Source organism: Calditrichota bacterium, assembly GCA_013152715.1.
In the GTDB taxonomy this organism is placed as follows: Bacteria; Zhuqueibacterota; Zhuqueibacteria; order Thermofontimicrobiales; family Thermofontimicrobiaceae; genus 4484-87.
In genome coordinates this window covers 1-15,524 of record JAADFU010000169.1, presented here as the reverse complement: position 1 = coordinate 15,524, position 15,524 = coordinate 1, and the positions used below count along the sequence as shown (strand labels likewise).

Here is a 15,524-nt window from a genome sequence, read left to right as displayed (position 1 = left end):
TTTTGAACACTATTCCTTTAGGATCCGGGCAGCAGAGCAAGTCTGTTTCTTTGATCCAGTCTTCATCCGGCAGTTGGTCTTCGCGTTGTTTACTGATGAGAAAGGGAATCAGACTCTGCAGAGCAAAAATGCAGGTGGGTTTGCCGTCGGGAATGGAGATTTTTCCGTAACCCGAGACTTCAAATTTATCCCCGATTTTCAATTGCGCACCGCAGCGTTCTTTGATTTCTGCCACTTCAACGATGAGATTTTTCATGGAATTTACCCTCCACTTTATTGTTTGCCAGTTCTGTTATTAACATAGCAAATTTTTTCACTCGGGGCAAGGGAAAAATTTCAAAATAAAAGAAGGACGTCATTCAAAGTTTATTTCATAGCAGGAGCAAAAATATGAATCGCTTTATTTTCAATCGCTTCTGCCGCTTCCCCGATCCCTTCCGTTAATGTGGGATGCGCGTGAATCGTCAGGCTTAAATCATCGAAATGAAGGCCGGATTCGACGGCAAGCGCACCTTCGGCGATCAAATCAGAGGCGTGCGCACCAATGATGTGGACGCCCAAAACAGCGCCGGTTTCTGCGTCAGAGACAATTTTGTTTACGCCTTCGGTTTCGCCGAGAGTCAAAGCGCGTCCCAGCGCCCGAAACGGGAAAGTGCCGGCTTTCACTTTGTAGCCTTTTGCTTCTGCGTCTGCCTGGGTCAAACCAACAGTCGCGATTTCCGGATCGCTGAAAATGACGCCAGGAATGGCCAGATTGTCAAACGCCGCTGGTTCGCCGGAAATGACTTCCGCAGCAATTTTGCCCATGTGAGAAGCCCGATGGGCTAACATCATTCCTTTAACCACATCGCCGATAGCGTAAACTCCGGGAATTTCCGTTTGCATTTTTTCGTTAACCTGAATAAAACCGCGATCATCGGTTTTCAAGCCAATTCGCTCCCAATCCAGTTCTGAAGTGTTTGGCTTCCTGCCCGCGGAAACGAGCACTTTGTCCGCTTCGATGGCTTGCGTTTTTCCTTTGTGTGAAAAAGTGAGCACGGCAACGCCATTTTGTATGTCCGCTTTTTTTAGACGCGCACCCAATTTGAGATCGATTTTTAGTTTGCGCAATTTTTTCGCCAGCACAGATGACAGCTCCGGTTCAATGAACGGAAGCAATTTTTCGGACAATTCCAAAATCGTCACTTCAGCGCCCAATTTGCGGTACACGGTGCCCATTTCAATTCCTACAGAACCAGCGCCAACAACAACCAGATGTTTCGGCACTTCTTTCAATGACAGGGCATCGGTAGAATCAATGATTACTTCATGATCGAACGGCAAATTGGGCAATGCTATCGGAGAAGAGCCGGTAGCAATAATGATATTTTTGTATTCGAATCGTTGCAGCGCATGTTCTGACGCGACCATTATTTTTCCCGGTTCGCTGAATGTAGCAGTGCCCTGAATAATTTCCACGCCGTTTTTTTCCAAAAGTATTTTTATCCCGCCGCGCAATTTTGACACAATACCATCTTTCCACGAATGCAGTTTACCCAGATCAACGGACACGTCTTTTACAATTACGCCCATTTGCTCCGCTTTTTCCAGATCATGTTTTAAGCCGGAAGCTTCAATCATCGCTTTAGAAGGGATGCAGCCCCAGTTAAGACAAACGCCTCCCAGCAATTCTTTTTCAATCAAAACGACTTCCTGACCCAACTGCGCTGCGCGAATTGCTGCCACATATCCGCCGGGGCCGGCGCCGATAATTACTGTTTCGACGCTTTGGGTAAAATCTCCTACTACCATTTATTTTATCTCCAAAATTTTTAAATGGAACACTGATTCACCGCCGAAAAGATGGCGGTCGTTTCGCACGGATAAAACGGATCATTACGGATTTTTTTCACTTTCTTGAAATTACACCACATCAATCAACATCCGCATTGGCTCTTCCAACAGGGCTTTGATGTAATTCATGAATCTCGCCACGACTGCGCCATCCAGAAGCCTGTGGTCAAAAGAAATTACCAGCGGCATGATGCGGCGGATTTCGATTTGATCTTCTCGAACGACGGGTTTCAATTTCGCTGCCATCAAGCCGAGAATTGCTACTTCGGGATGATTCACAATTGGTGTAGCATGAGTGCCGCCGAGACTGCCAATGTTAGTGATGCTGAATGTCCCGCCGCGCAGCTCGTCCAGTTCAATTTCTCGCTTGCGTGCTTTTTCTGCCAGCGTTTGAATTTCCTCGGCGATTTGAATGATGCTTTTTTTATCCCCATCTTTGACCACCGGAACCATCAAACCCTGCTCCGTGTCCACAGCAACGCCAATGTTGTAATATTTTTTGAAAACGATGTCTCCGCTTTCTTCATCCAGAGAACTGTTGACCATGGGAAATTGCTTGAGCGCAGAAACCACCGCTTTTACGACAAACGCGGTAGCTGTTAATTTTATCCCCCGCGCCTCGGCCATTGGTTTTTGCGCTTTTACGACTTCAAATAAATCGGTAACATCCGCTTCGTCTGTGTGCGAGACATGCGGTATGGTAGAAAAAGATCGCACCATCACTTCGGCGATGCGCTTGCGGATTCCTTTCAACGGTTCCCTTTCTGTAGGACCGTATTTTTCAAAATCAAAACCTACGGTAGAAGGCGCGTGATCTACAGCAGCGGTGCGCGGAATTTTCGGCGCTTCTGCCGGCGATTTTTTGACAGCTAATCTGACGTCCTCATCTGTAATTCTGCCATTTCTGCCTGTTCCCGGCACAGTTCGAATATCAACGCCCAATTCGCGCGCCAAATGACGCGTGTGAGGAGTTGCCAGAACTCTCTTTTCTGCCGTCACTTTGGAAGTTGGTGGCTCAGTCGAAATCGGAATTTTTTCTTCCTTTTTCACTTCTGCTTTTTCCACCGCCGGCGTTTCGGCAGGGACGGTTTCTTCAGCGGGAACTTCGGCTTCGGTTTCAATGATAATCAGCGGATCACCCACGCGCACTAAATCGCCCGGCTCATGCGGCATTTCTGCCACTTTTCCCGGAACCGGCGTGGGCAGCGTGACCACGGCTTTGTCCGTTTCTACTTTAATCACGACTTGATCGGCCTGAACTTCATCGCCTACATTCACTTCGTATCCCACAATTTCCGCTTCGTGAATTCCTTCGCCGACATCCGGCAAACGAAAAATATATCTCATGATTAAAACTCCATTGTTTTATGAATTGCGCGTACCACTTTTTCCGAACTGGGATAATTCACCGGCTCTAATTTTGCCAGCGGCGGAACAACGTCATATCCCGTAACTCTGGCGATCGGCGCCAGCAAGTGGAGCAAATTTCTTTCAGCGACCGTAGCGGCAATTTCCGCTCCCACACCAAAAGAACGCGCGGCTTCGTGGACAATCACCAGCCGGCCTGTTTTTTCAACCGAGCGGGTTACCGTTTCCACATCCCAGGGCAAAATGGTCCGCAGATCAATCACCTCGGCATCCACGCCCTCTTTGCCCACGTGTTCTGCTGCGTCTTCGGCAATGGGAACCATCGCGCCGTAAGCTAATAATGTGATGTCTGTTCCTTCTTTTAAAATCCGGGCTTTGCCAATGGGCGTACGGTAAATTTCATCGGGAACTTCCACTTTTTTCAGCCGATACAATCGTTTCGGCTCCAGAAAAATTACCGGATCCGGATCTTCAATCGCCGAAATCAGCAAACCTTTCGCATCCACGGGATTCGACGGAATCACTACTTTCAAACCCGGCGTATGAGCAAAAAGCGCTTCCGTGCTTTCGGAGTGATGTTCCAGAGCGCGAACTCCGGCGCCGTAAGGCATACGCACGACCATTTGCATGGAATAGCGACTTTGACTGCGATAGCGATACCGAGCCACATGATCCACAATTTGAGCAAATCCCTCAAACACAAATCCCATGAACTGAATTTCTGCCACAGGTTTCAAACCATTTATCGCCATGCCCACGCTGGTGCCAATAATCGCTGACTCAGCCAGCGGAGTGTCCATGACGCGAGTCTCGCCAAATTTTTCCAGAAGTCCATCGGTCGCGCGAAATACGCCGCCGTCGACGCCGATATCTTCGCCTAAAATAACAATGCTATCATCTTCTGCCATCTTCTGGTGCAAGGTTTCATTTATCGCCTGTATCATTGATTTTCTTGCCATTATTTGCCTCCTAATCCGCTGAATTCCTTGACTTCTGCCATCTGTTCGCTGATATGCCAGGGCATTTCGTGATACATGTGCCGGAAAAGATGGGTCGGCTCAAGCGGTTCTACATTCTCGTACTCTTTCACGGCGGTCTCCACTTCCCGCGTTAATTCTTCGATCAGTTTTTTCTCTTTGGCTTCGCTCCAGCCGTGATTTTTCGTCAAATATTTTTTCAATCGCTCAATGGGATCCTTTTTTTCCCATTCTTTGATGATTTCGGGCGTGCGATAACGAGAAGCATCGTCCGCTGTGGTGTGATCTCCCATGCGGTAAGTGACCAATTCAATCAGTACCGGCTGGCTTTTTTCGCGCGCGCGCTCGACATATTTTCTGACTGTTTGGTAAACAGCAAAAACATCGTTGCCATCGACGAGAACGCCTTCCAAGGCATAAGCTGCTGCCTTTTCCGCCAGAGTTTTTGTTTTAGTCTGCTTTTCCACCGGCAGGGAAATCGCCCAGTGATTATTTTGAATCACAAAAACGACCGGCGCTTCGTACACTGCCGAAAAATTTAACGCTTCATGAAAATCTCCCTGCGAAGTGGAGCCATCGCCCGAAGAGGATAATACTACTGATTTTTCGCCGCGAATTTTTGCTGCCATGGCAATTCCGACAGCGTGAATCAGATGGGCGCCGATGGTAATACAGGCCGGTGTAATTTTCAAATCATCCGCTATCCTGGCGCCTCTTTCGTCACCGCCCCAGTACAGATATTGATCTTTCAGCGGAACGCCGAGCGCGAAAAGAGCGCCGTATTCGCGAAATGCTGGCACAAACCAGTCTTCCGGCTGCAACGGCAGCGCCATTCCGACGTTAGACGCTTCCTGCCCGCGAACCGAAGCCAACGTGCCCATTCTGCCCTGCCTTTGCAGAGAAAGGGCTTTGTCGTTCCAGAGCCGCGCCAAATTCATCAAACGATACATTTTGAACATCAGTTCTTCGGAGATGCCGTCAATTGCCTTTTCGTCGCAATTGCCTTTTTCGTCCAATATTTGAACCATTTTTAACTTCATGATTTCTCCCGATATTTTTTTTGAAGCCGCAAAGGCGCCAAGAATTTATTGTTAAAATTTTCTTTTATTCGATATGAAGTCAACCATTCTTTTTTTTGCCCATTGAGTCTTGGACACTTCGAGGCTGAATGATTACATTTTTTTCTCTGTGCCTCTCGTGTCAAAGAAACTGACATCTCTCGTTGAAAGATTTCTGAAAAATGCTCCAGCACCAGCTTCATTACAAAATTTTTATTTGGAACAAAGCCGACGATTTCTTCAACAGTACACAATTTCACAGCCAATCCGCACGGTTTAATGAAATTCGCCGGACTGTAATCGCCGCCGAGATTCAGCGCAAAGCCGTAACTGGTCACCCAGTCGGAGAAGTAAGTACCCATGGAAGCGATTTTGCGATTCCCGACCCAGAGACCGATTTGCGCCACTTTTTCGCGCTTTCTGTTCGCCTGAACTCCCAAATCAGCCAGCGTGCGAATGGCGACCTCCTCCAGTCGAAACATGTAATTTGACAAATTGCGCTCGTTTTTTCTCAACTTCAAAATCGGATAAACATTCAGTTGCCCGGGCCAATGAAAAGTGAGGCCGCCGCCGCGTTGAGTTTGTAGGAGCGGGATATTTTGATTTTCAAAGAAAGCGATTGGCTTCAAAAAATCAGCCGGGTTTAATTTTCTCGAACCATAAGCCAGCACCGGCTTGTGTGAAAGAAACAGCAACAAATCAGAAATCTCATCTTGCGCCCTTTTCAGCATCAAATTTTTCATCAATTGATCCGCTTCCCCCAAATCTGCTGTGCCCAAATTTAATGATTGAAAAGTGGTTTTTTCATGATTAGCAATTTTTAATATTTGTTCTGATTGAATCATAACTTTCTTTTTCACTCCAAACTCACAATTCGCAACCCAAATTCACTTCCACTTAATATTGCAGCCAATACTTGGTTTCTGATTCGGATTAACCGGCTTCCCGGCTAAAATTGCAGCTAACGCTTCGCGAATGTCTTTTCCGGTCACGGGAATATTGTTGCCCGGTCTGGAATCATCCAATTGCCCGCGATAAACGCATTTCAAATCTTTGTCAAAAATAAAAAAATCAGGCGTACATGCCGCACGGTAAGCGCGCGCGACCTTCTGCGTCTCGTCGTACAAATACGGGAAGGGAAATTTTAATTTCTCCGCCAATCTTTTCATCTCCTCGGGCGAATCGTCAGGATAAGCTTCGACATCATTTGAATTGATCGCCACAAAAGAAACTCCCCGCGGGATGTAATCATTTGTCAACTTGACCAATTCTTCTTGCACATGTTTTACGAACGGACAGTGGTTACAAATGAACATGATTACCGTGGCTTTGTCAGATTTCAATTCTGCCAACGATAGATTTTTTCCCGATACGACATCCGGCAAATTAAAATCAGGTGCTGTCTCGCCTAATTTCAATGCCATTGTGGACAAAGTCTCTGCCATTTATTCTCTCCTCAATTTTCATTTCCCAAATAAATATTTTGAAAAATTTCTTCGACTTGTTTTTGAATCAATTTTACTTTTGACTTCACATTGCACACGTCAAAGCGCACACACACTTTTTTTTCGTTGTTCCCCACGCAGTCAGTCATGCGAAGCGGCCCCTCTATCGCTTCGACGACTTCTGCCAGATTGATCTTGTTAATCGGTTTCGCTAAAAAATATCCTCCTTTGACGCCCTGTACGGATTTGATGAGTTTTTTTCGCGCCAGTTTCTGGAGAATTTTCCCCATTAATTCATAAGAAATGCGGTACTGTTCTGACAATTCCCTGGCAGACGTCAGTTCGCCGGGATTTTTTGGGGAAATATGCTGCAACGCGATCAGAGCGTACTCGACTTTTTTACCCAACCTAATCACAATATACGACCATTTTAATCCTATTTTTATTCATAAAATTAGATGAAGGCCGTGGCAATAAGGCTCAGCGATTTTACAAATGCATATTTTTTTGCTCAATAACCCTCAAAGCCCCAGACCAGCAATCGACTTTCCGCAAAATTTGCACGCGCCATTTTCAATATTATTTTCCTGAATCTGGTAGCCAATTCTGCGAACGAGCATTTTTCCACAATTGGGACAAACGGTATTTTCGCCTTCGCTGCCGGGAACATTCCCCACGTAAACGTAATGCAAGCCCTGTTTTTTTCCAATCTTGAAGGCCAGCTCTAACGTGGACACCGGCGTCGACGAGTGCGTTTGCAGATGATATTGCGGATAAAATCGGCTCACATGCCAGGGCGTTTCCTGCCCCAGCTCCGATGAAATGAATTTGGCAATTTTAGTTAATTCTTCCGGCGAATCATTTTCCCCGGGAATCACCAGCGTGGTCACTTCGACCCAGATGTCCGATTTCTTCATTAATTTCAACGTGTCCAACACCGGCTGCAATCGGGCGCCGGTAAATTTGCGGTAAAATTTATCGCTGAAACTTTTCAAATCCACGTTCGCCGCGTCCAGAATCGATTTTATTTTTTCCAGCGGCTCGGGACTGATGTAGCCGTTGGTCACAAAGACATTCAAAATGCCAAGCTTGTGCGCCAATTGGGCTGTGTCAAAAGCGTACTCGTAAAAAATAGTAGGCTCTGTATAGGTATAGGCAATTGATTTACAATGATTCCGAACCGCCATTTCCACCAGATCCCGCGGAGTAAATTGCTGGCTGTAGCGGTCGATGATACTCAAATCCGGCACCTGGGAAATATCATAATTTTGACAAAATTTGCATTTGAAATTGCAGCCTACCGTCGCCACGGAAAAAGACCGCGAGCCGGGCGCAACGTGAAAGAGCGGCTTTTTTTCAATGGGATCCACGTGCACAGCAACAGCTTTTCCATAAGTCAGACTGTACAGCTTGCCATTTTTGTTCTGACGAACGCGGCAAACACCTATCTGTCCGTTGTTCAATTTACAAAAATGCGGACAGAGCGTGCATTCCACTTTTTCGTTCTCAAGCTGTCGATAAAACATGGCTTCTTTCATAATCCACTCCGTTGATCACCTTCGACTGAAAATGCAACCGCAGTAATTCTGCCGGTAAAGATTATATTTTCTGCTTAACTCCGCGCTGCGCTTGAATCCGTCTTTTTTCTTGAAATTGGCTTCAATGTATTCGACCCCGTACTTTTCGGACAACTCATTTCCGATGTCATTCAAAAGTTGGGCGCTTTTGTGCGGGCTGATGGACATGACTGTAGTAAAAGCATCAAATCCCTTTTCCACGGCGACTTTTGCCGTCCGTTCAAGACGAAACCTAAAACACACTGCGCAACGCTTCCCACCTTCGGGCTCGTGTTCCAGCCCCTTGACGGCGGCGAACCAATTTTTCGGATCGTACTCGCCAACAATGATTTCAGCTTCCAGTTCTTTCAGCAATCGCTTCAATTCGTCCAATCGCTGCTGATATTCTTGTTCGGGATGAATATTTGGATTGTAAAAATAACAAGTCACCTGAAACGAATCTCGCAGCCTCTCCAGCGGCACAGTGACACACGGGCCACAACAGGTATGGAGCAAAACATTTTTCATTTCTGATTCCATTAAAAATGCGACATCTTTTCATTTTAAAAATAAACTAATTTTTGAAAAAATCAACAACATTTTTCAAAATAAAACAGGGAGACCCGCAAATTTTCTCCGCATCTCCCTGCTAAAATCAACTCTCGCCAAAGTCGCCCATTAATTGTTTGGCGGGCTTAAAACAATATCGATTCTGCGATTCCGCGCGCGGCCTTCTCGGGTTTCATTCGTTGCGACAGGTCGACTTTCGCCGAATCCCACCGAAGAAATCTGCTGTTCAGTCAAACCCATGTTTGCCATCAGGTAAGACATAACCGAGCGGGCACGATTCAGCGACAAAGATTGATTTTTGCGCGCGTCGCCCTTATTGTCCGTGTGACCTTCGATGGTAATGTGGTAATCGGGAAAAATGCGAATTGCTCGTTGGACTTTAGTGAGCAAACCAAAGTATTCCGGATCGATAACTGATTTGCCACTGGCAAATTTCAGCCCCGTCAGACGAAGAAGCACATTTTCGCCTTCGCGCAATACCTTGGCCTCATCTCTGCTGAAGAGAGTTTCTATTCTTTTGAATTTTTGTTTGCGTTTTTCTTCAAGAGACAGTTTTGTGCGTAAACCAGCCTCTTTCTCCTTCAGTTGCGACAACTGGTTTTGCAACTCCAATTTGTCTTCTCCTAATTTCTCGATATTTTGATCCATACGGGAGATTTCCTCTGACAGATCTTTGTTCTGCTGTTTCAAGCTATTGATAGTTTTGATGATTGCCTTGGTCGGCTTCCCAAACCCATTGTCAAATCGAGCCTCCAGAGAGAGACTTTTACAGATCTTTTTAAAATAATTTTCATGTTCCAGTATTAATTTTTCCCAGTTGAGGTCGTCTTCCCTGAGCTGTTTAATTTGATTGGCAAGAAATTCGGCATGACTGATTTCATAATCGGCCATTTCCGCTTTGCCTTTGGCGTCTGTCTTCGCGCTGCGATCGCTGTTCAAAATTACCTCGGCCTCTTCCAGCAAACGGCTCGCTCTGCCCAGAGTTTGCGGTGCAAATTTGGGAATTTTATTTTTTTCATCCGCTGCCAGCCTCTTTTTCACACGGCCGATGATGCTGGTTTTTATGGCAATCAACTCAGCCTCGCGAAACAATTTTTCTGACTGAAGGGATTTTTCTTTTGCCTTTTTCACGTTGCTTTTTTCCAATTGACGCGTCGCCTCGCCGAAAAGCCTCTCTGCTTTTTCGAACAAATCTCTCGAATATTCGATAACGTTCGCGTTCAGCGCTTCTTCCCGGGCTTTGATCAAATGCGCCAATGAAATTTTTGCCCGCTTTGCGCTTTTGATGGAGAGATTTAGCCATTTCTTAATTTCTTCGATTTTGTCATCGACATTTTTCCCACGACTGAAATCCTTCAGCGCATCTTCTTGAACCGCAACCGCCTTTTTGTAATTTTCAGGAGATAAAATATCAGCTTGCGCCGTCCGGGCTTGCAAGAATAATTTATCCACATCTTTAAAGACTCGCGCCTTAATCTCTTGCTGAGCCCAAAGCTGACAATTGAATAAAATGACAATTGCGAAAACAACTACAAAAAAAATTCCAATCACTTTCCCGGAAGTTAATTTTTTTGCTGGATTGCCCATAAGCCATTCTCCTTAATACATGATACATTTTCTTTTTTAAACGATATTAACAATATAATTTTTTCAAAACGAAATGTCAAGTAAAATAATTTTTCAATCAAAATTGATTTTTTTGCGAGAAACACCTGCAGTATCTCATGTGAAGTCTTCGTTTCTTTTGCAAGAAAATTCGCCCACATCAAGAAGGGAAAAGAGAGAAATTAATTTGAAGGTTAGTCAAGATTTTTTACAGCACGTTCCTGAAAAACGGAAAACGCCGTTTTTGTTTTAGCGTTCTTCAAGCGCTTCGCGCACTTCACGACACTACGGTGATTTTTTTCGGCCTCGCAGCGCGCGGGTCCGTGTGTAAGTCCAAAAAGCAGACATAAAAAGCAAAAAGCCCTTCGAACTAAAACAGCCGAAGGGCCTAATGGTATTCCAATCTATTTTACGGATGAGGCGGCGGTTCCTTGGTAGTTTTTTTCTTGTCCCCCTGCAGAATCTTTCTCAATCGCTCCAGTTCGCGCTCTGCCTTGCGACGTTCGGCCTTGATTCGCTGCAATTCTTCTTCTGCCGATTCAGTCTGGCGCTGTTCCCGAATAATCTGCTCGAACAATTCCCGTCTGCTTTCAGCTTTTTTGATCAGCACATCTTTGTCGCTGGTTTTGTAAACCGAGGTCGGCAACAACAGCAAATTCATGCCAAAATTGAGCCGCCACGCCGGATAATTTGGCACATCGTGAGGCCGGCTGATGAATTGATAAGTTGTCTCATCTTTATCAGACGTCAAACGGAAATCCGCCCCTACGCGGAGATTCAACCAGCGATAAGCCTGATAGCTGATGGTCGGCGTGAGAAACAGATAATTTTCAACACTGTAAGCTGTCTGTTTGGGAGGTTTCTGAATAAAAGAATTACCAAATAGCTCCACCGAAAAATCAAAACCGCTGGCCGGAATTTTTAGTCCGGCGCCGTAAAGAAGTTCCTGAGTCATCGACGGGACGCCGTAGGGATCGTTCCCATTGCCGCTCAATTTCTCGCCGACGTCGTTATGGTTGAGATAGCCTAAGTTGAAATCGACATTTATATTTTCATCGGGATAAAGCGGATCCCGTGAATAGGAAACCATTCCCATAAATCCCCATTCCACTGTGCCGGCGGAATACGGCTCAAATTGTATGTTTGCGTCTTTGCCTGTCGGAAATCGCGTGTTTACGCTGACGCCCCAGGTGACGGAGCTCCCTCTGATATTATAAGATCCAAATTTGAGCCCCAGATACAAATCGCCCGGCGCCATATATTTCTTTTCGCCGCGCTGCGTGTCTTGATAAACAACCGGAGCAAGAGACAGCTCAATGTGATTGCTAAAACCGTAGCTCAAACTCAGCGCGCCCTGAATGTCCCAAACGCCAATCGAGGATGTGGTATTTGCCAGATTTCTCGAGACAACTTTTCCCCAGACCTGAGTTCGGGCAAACATGGTTAAATAACCGGGCTTCAGATTCCACGCCGATTTTACGTAAGTCAACCCTCTCCCGCCGGTAAGCCCATTCGCATACACGCCCGAAAAAAGCATTAACAAAGCGAGTAATACGACCCCCACACGAATGGCTCTCTTGCTATTCATGATGTCGACCTCCAAATTGATGTCATTTCTTCTGTGATGGCAACCAATAGATGCAAAATCTTTAATACTTTAACATAATTTATTTTTTAAAATTTGTCAACAGGCAATTTAAATATTACAAAAAAATAACAGCAACTTTCGCACATTTCAATCAATTGAACCCTTATCTTTTGGTATAATAGTAGATAAAGGCATAAATTTGCACCAAATAACCAACTTTCGTAATCACTTCTAACGCTTTTGAGATATGATACCATTTTGTGCCAGAGATAACGATCGTATCATCAGGTTTCAAGACTGGGATTACTGAGATATCCCCGTTTTTCATAAATTTTTTCACATCGACAATAATCACTGACTTGTTTTTATTGTTGTTATCAGTTTGATTATGCGGCGGCCGAATAATTTTAATCTTACTTAATTTTGCGCCTTCGATTGGACCGCCGGCAAAAGAGATTAACGACACCAGATCAGTGCCGCTGGGAACTAAATATTGGCCAGGTTTTGCGACAAAACCCCACACATTCACCTTAATCAATAGTTGATCGTCAGTCCCGAGATAATATTGGGCTCCGCGCGGATATTTTTGCTCCTGGCTTAGGGAAGAGTGTACGAAGATGAGACAATTGGCAAACAGCAATATCCATAAAATAAGCCATAACCGTTTCATTTTAATCATTTGCCATCTCCTTAGGCGCGTAACTTGCTTATTTTCAAAACATTTCATTCCCCCCAAAAATGATAAGCTGAAAAAGCAACTGAAAAATGGACTATTTTAACATATAAGCAAAGAGTAGCAAATATATTGCCAAAGCAACTATTCGCAAACGAAATAACCTCGAATCATCAAATGGCAAACCAACCCAGAGTCCAAAGCAGATTTGGCTCCCAAACTCCAAATCGCAATAACCGAAAACAGCAGTGTTTTGAATTTAGAATTTGTCTGAAATTCGCTGTTCGAGCATTGAGCTTTAGAACTTGAAATCGGCGCTCCGCAAAATTCTTGCTAATTATATTTTTAGCGCCTCTCGAAAAATTGCTCTCAATTTCCCCTCATCCGATTTCAACAAATCCCGATCAGGGTACTTTTGTTCTTCATCGATCTGGCACAATAATTTTAACAAATCCACATTCTGATTCCAGCGGCAGCCGTCGAAAAATTCGATGCCTTTGTGGTCGCGGATTTTGTATAGTGACCGTCTTCCGTAACAGGTGCCCAGATAAACATGATTCAAATTTTTGTCTTTGGCCCAGCGAATGGTGCGCCACATCATGTATTTTCCCAGCGAATGGGATTGCAAAAACGCCAGATCGAAAAAAGCATACCAGTAATGCAGCATATTTTCATGAATTCCGGCAAAAACATAGCCGTACGTTCTTTCGATAGACTGAAAAACCAGGATATGGGTCAACATTTTTCGTTTGAAAATGTACAAAATCCGCTCCGGATCCATCTTCCCGCCATGAAAACGCGCACTGGCAAATTTCGAGCAAAACGAGAGAAAATTGGGATCCGCCCCATTGAAATTTTCCTTGCGAATCGGCTCCACCCGAATCGCCAACGCCGACGCGATCCGATCCACGCGCCGATTTTCCGACGTAATTTTGAAACGCTCCAGATCAACGCGCACGCTCCTCGCCAGATAAAAAATGTCCCGCTCAATGCTCAAATCGCCGGTGTAAGGCAAAAAACCCTGATTATAAATATCTGAAATTCTGTCGTCCGGCTCACGTACCGCGTAAACGGAGTAGCTGAACGTGTAACTGCTGTAGTTAATTTGATGCTGAGAGTAGAAAGTTTTCATTGTAGTCTCCATCGCAAAACGTCGATCATGACAAAAATTTATCAAAATAAATCACTGCCATATTCTCTTTCAAATTCTTCAAAAATAATTCGCAAAATTTCCATTCGTTCCTCGACTTCGGTCATTTGCTCCGCTAACTGAATGATTTCCCTTTTTTTGATCGATTGAATTCTCATATTGACCAAATAATTTTTCGCTTCTTCGGAAATATCATCAATAATCACAATCACGTTTCCCTGCTGAACTCGTTCACGGTCAAAGTTTGATTTCAACTCCGAATAAACATGATCGGCAGCCTTCGTATTTTTAATTTTCATCTTTTTGATTTGGTAAACAACGCCAAAATTTGTCGACAGATCAACGCCGGAATCATGAGCAGAAGTGCGTGTATCGCGATAAATTTTGCAGGCGAATTTTTCCAGATGAATTTTCAGAATTGCAAAACAATACCCCGCAGCCCTAGCCAAAATTGATTAATTTTTTATCTCGTAACTCTCATCGAATCTGTAATCCAACGGCAACAAGTCCGGAATGCGCCTTTTTGTCCAATCGCCGCGGATGGTGATGGCGTAGCCGTTGAGAATGTTTCCCAACGAATCAATTTTCGCGTAAGGCGCGTTTAAATACAAAACCGATTCCGTCACCTGCGGATTCCATTTGCTTTTGCTGGTGTAGCGAACGCCCAGATACAAATCGAATTGCAATAAGTAAATTCCGTCTCTAACGTCCGGCTGGATCAGCTTTTCTTTTTTTAGATCAATCTTCCTTGACGCGCCGACCCGGTCCAGAGACATAATTTGATAAAGCTCAAATCCTTCTTCCTTGACGCGATTTTTCACCAACGAAATCAAAAAATGTTTGAATGACCCTAAAAAAGTTTCCCGCCTTCTTCGTTGCCACTGGATTTTTTCCAGCGAATCTACGGGCTTCATCTCTTGATAATGAGAATAAATACCATAAATCAGCCGATCTTGGTCAAGTTCAAATCGGTGGAAAACAATTCGCATTTCGTACCCGAGCGCGTTGTTTCTGATGCGCAGGCTGCTATCGGAGAAGGCATAAAATTTTCCATAGGCCGGGTCTGCGGAAAAATTTAAAACGTAAGGATTCAAAATCTCTGTCTTTTTTGCATTTCCCGATTCGCCCATGAATAGTTTAAGAAATTTTTTGTAATTTTTCTCCCAGTTTTTGAGCTTCTCTCCCTTGACAACGACCTCTTCGCCGCTGATTGTTTTCGGACTGAGACGAACATTGATCGTCAGATTTTTTTCGTACGATATTTCTATTTCCTTTGCAAAAATCTCGTAACCAATTCTGCTGATAATTAGAGTGTAGGCGCCTTGCGGAACTCGATAAATGACAAAATTGCCGCTTAAATCGCTCGCCGTACCAATGGTAGTGTTTGCCAGAAAAACATTTACATCCGAAAGCGGAGCTCCGGTTTCTGCATCAACGACATTGCCCTGAATTTTGCTGCCAGTAGCGGCTTTGAGGAGACGCTGTCCTGTTCCGGAATCGTTTTGACGGACAAAAATGAAAAGAAAAATAAAGAAAATCACTTTCGTGTGAGTTCTCATTTCAATATTAGCGTCAGTTCATAGTTTTCTTTTTTGAAAATACAAATTCAGCTCTAAAAAAGCAAGCGAATATTTTTGAAGTTTTTTGACAGATCACGCCCCTGTCCGACATGCTTTTTTTTGCTGATGATATCCGGGTTCT

At 44.6% G+C, this 15,524-nt stretch carries 16 protein-coding genes; all 16 read right to left on the bottom strand.

The features are described from left to right. Positions 1 to 256, bottom strand: a 256-nt coding sequence (locus GXO74_12685; protein NOZ62522.1) for a TIGR04076 family protein, incomplete at its 3' end; no start/stop codon positions are given. A 110-nt stretch (positions 257 to 366) separates the two neighbouring features. Further along, on the bottom strand, positions 367 to 1,791 hold the full coding sequence (gene lpdA, locus GXO74_12680; GenBank protein ID NOZ62521.1) for a dihydrolipoyl dehydrogenase: 1,425 nt from the start codon (positions 1,789 to 1,791) through the stop codon (positions 367 to 369). A 111-nt stretch (positions 1,792 to 1,902) separates the two neighbouring features. Further along, complete coding sequence (locus GXO74_12675; GenBank protein NOZ62520.1) at positions 1,903 to 3,183, bottom strand: dienelactone hydrolase; 1,281 nt, start codon at positions 3,181 to 3,183, stop codon at positions 1,903 to 1,905. Next, positions 3,183 to 4,160 carry an alpha-ketoacid dehydrogenase subunit beta gene (locus GXO74_12670; GenBank protein NOZ62519.1) on the bottom strand — a complete coding sequence of 326 codons (978 nt, stop codon included), beginning with the start codon at positions 4,158 to 4,160 and terminating at the stop codon, positions 3,183 to 3,185. Before GXO74_12670 ends, GXO74_12675 begins: the two co-directional genes overlap by 1 nt. Then, positions 4,160 to 5,218, bottom strand: a complete 1,059-nt coding sequence (gene pdhA / locus GXO74_12665; GenBank protein ID NOZ62518.1) for a pyruvate dehydrogenase (acetyl-transferring) E1 component subunit alpha — start codon at positions 5,216 to 5,218, stop codon at positions 4,160 to 4,162. The genes GXO74_12670 and pdhA overlap by 1 nt, the downstream gene beginning before the upstream one ends. Continuing rightward, positions 5,215 to 6,096 (bottom strand): lipoyl(octanoyl) transferase LipB, encoded by an 882-nt coding sequence (lipB, locus tag GXO74_12660; GenBank protein ID NOZ62517.1) that lies wholly within the window; start codon positions 6,094 to 6,096, stop codon positions 5,215 to 5,217. The genes pdhA and lipB overlap by 4 nt, the downstream gene beginning before the upstream one ends. Positions 6,097 to 6,123: 27 nt before the next feature. Next, complete coding sequence (locus tag GXO74_12655; GenBank protein NOZ62516.1) at positions 6,124 to 6,681, bottom strand: thioredoxin family protein; 558 nt, start codon at positions 6,679 to 6,681, stop codon at positions 6,124 to 6,126. 11 nt (positions 6,682 to 6,692) lie between these two features. Then, entirely contained in the window at positions 6,693 to 7,097 is a 405-nt protein-coding gene (locus GXO74_12650; protein NOZ62515.1) for an Rrf2 family transcriptional regulator, read from the bottom strand. Positions 7,098 to 7,202: 105 nt separating this feature from the next. Further along, entirely contained in the window at positions 7,203 to 8,219 is a 1,017-nt protein-coding gene (gene amrS / locus GXO74_12645) for an AmmeMemoRadiSam system radical SAM enzyme (protein NOZ62514.1), read from the bottom strand. 15 nt (positions 8,220 to 8,234) lie between these two features. Continuing rightward, on the bottom strand, positions 8,235 to 8,777 hold the full coding sequence (locus GXO74_12640) for an epoxyqueuosine reductase QueH (GenBank protein NOZ62513.1): 543 nt from the start codon (positions 8,775 to 8,777) through the stop codon (positions 8,235 to 8,237). Between the two features lie 138 nt (positions 8,778 to 8,915). Further along, complete coding sequence (locus GXO74_12635; GenBank protein ID NOZ62512.1) at positions 8,916 to 10,394, bottom strand: OmpA family protein; 1,479 nt, start codon at positions 10,392 to 10,394, stop codon at positions 8,916 to 8,918. A 427-nt stretch (positions 10,395 to 10,821) separates the two neighbouring features. After that, positions 10,822 to 12,000 carry a DUF1682 domain-containing protein gene (locus tag GXO74_12630; protein ID NOZ62511.1) on the bottom strand — a complete coding sequence of 393 codons (1,179 nt, stop codon included), beginning with the start codon at positions 11,998 to 12,000 and terminating at the stop codon, positions 10,822 to 10,824. Between the two features lie 163 nt (positions 12,001 to 12,163). Beyond that, on the bottom strand, positions 12,164 to 12,679 hold the full coding sequence (locus tag GXO74_12625; GenBank protein NOZ62510.1) for a hypothetical protein: 516 nt from the start codon (positions 12,677 to 12,679) through the stop codon (positions 12,164 to 12,166). Between the two features lie 331 nt (positions 12,680 to 13,010). Next, the gene (locus tag GXO74_12620) at positions 13,011 to 13,805 is read right to left on the bottom strand and encodes a GNAT family N-acetyltransferase (GenBank protein ID NOZ62509.1); all 795 of its coding nucleotides are present in this window, start codon (positions 13,803 to 13,805) and stop codon (positions 13,011 to 13,013) included. 41 nt (positions 13,806 to 13,846) lie between these two features. Beyond that, positions 13,847 to 14,272: a HaeII family restriction endonuclease gene (locus GXO74_12615; protein ID NOZ62508.1), complete on the bottom strand. Its 426-nt coding sequence runs from the start codon at positions 14,270 to 14,272 to the stop codon at positions 13,847 to 13,849. A gap of 6 nt (positions 14,273 to 14,278) precedes the next feature. Next, positions 14,279 to 15,382, bottom strand: a complete 1,104-nt coding sequence (locus GXO74_12610) for a carboxypeptidase-like regulatory domain-containing protein (GenBank protein NOZ62507.1) — start codon at positions 15,380 to 15,382, stop codon at positions 14,279 to 14,281. Positions 15,383 to 15,524 lie beyond the last annotated feature (142 nt).

What these genes read in the sequence shown, in the direction of transcription:
- GXO74_12625 (NOZ62510.1), bottom strand. Translation starts at nt 12,679, where the DNA reads ATGATTAAAATGAAACGGTTATGGCTTATTTTATGGATATTGCTGTTT.
- amrS (NOZ62514.1), bottom strand. Translation starts at nt 8,219, where the DNA reads ATGAAAGAAGCCATGTTTTATCGACAGCTTGAGAACGAAAAAGTGGAA.
- GXO74_12620 (NOZ62509.1), bottom strand. Translation starts at nt 13,805, where the DNA reads ATGAAAACTTTCTACTCTCAGCATCAAATTAACTACAGCAGTTACACG.
- GXO74_12610 (NOZ62507.1), bottom strand. Translation starts at nt 15,382, where the DNA reads ATGAGAACTCACACGAAAGTGATTTTCTTTATTTTTCTTTTCATTTTT.
- GXO74_12630 (NOZ62511.1), bottom strand. Translation starts at nt 12,000, where the DNA reads ATGAATAGCAAGAGAGCCATTCGTGTGGGGGTCGTATTACTCGCTTTG.
- lpdA (NOZ62521.1), bottom strand. Translation starts at nt 1,791, where the DNA reads ATGGTAGTAGGAGATTTTACCCAAAGCGTCGAAACAGTAATTATCGGC.
- GXO74_12670 (NOZ62519.1), bottom strand. Translation starts at nt 4,160, where the DNA reads ATGGCAAGAAAATCAATGATACAGGCGATAAATGAAACCTTGCACCAG.
- GXO74_12635 (NOZ62512.1), bottom strand. Translation starts at nt 10,394, where the DNA reads ATGGGCAATCCAGCAAAAAAATTAACTTCCGGGAAAGTGATTGGAATT.
- GXO74_12640 (NOZ62513.1), bottom strand. Translation starts at nt 8,777, where the DNA reads ATGGAATCAGAAATGAAAAATGTTTTGCTCCATACCTGTTGTGGCCCG.
- GXO74_12655 (NOZ62516.1), bottom strand. Translation starts at nt 6,681, where the DNA reads ATGGCAGAGACTTTGTCCACAATGGCATTGAAATTAGGCGAGACAGCA.
- pdhA (NOZ62518.1), bottom strand. Translation starts at nt 5,218, where the DNA reads ATGAAGTTAAAAATGGTTCAAATATTGGACGAAAAAGGCAATTGCGAC.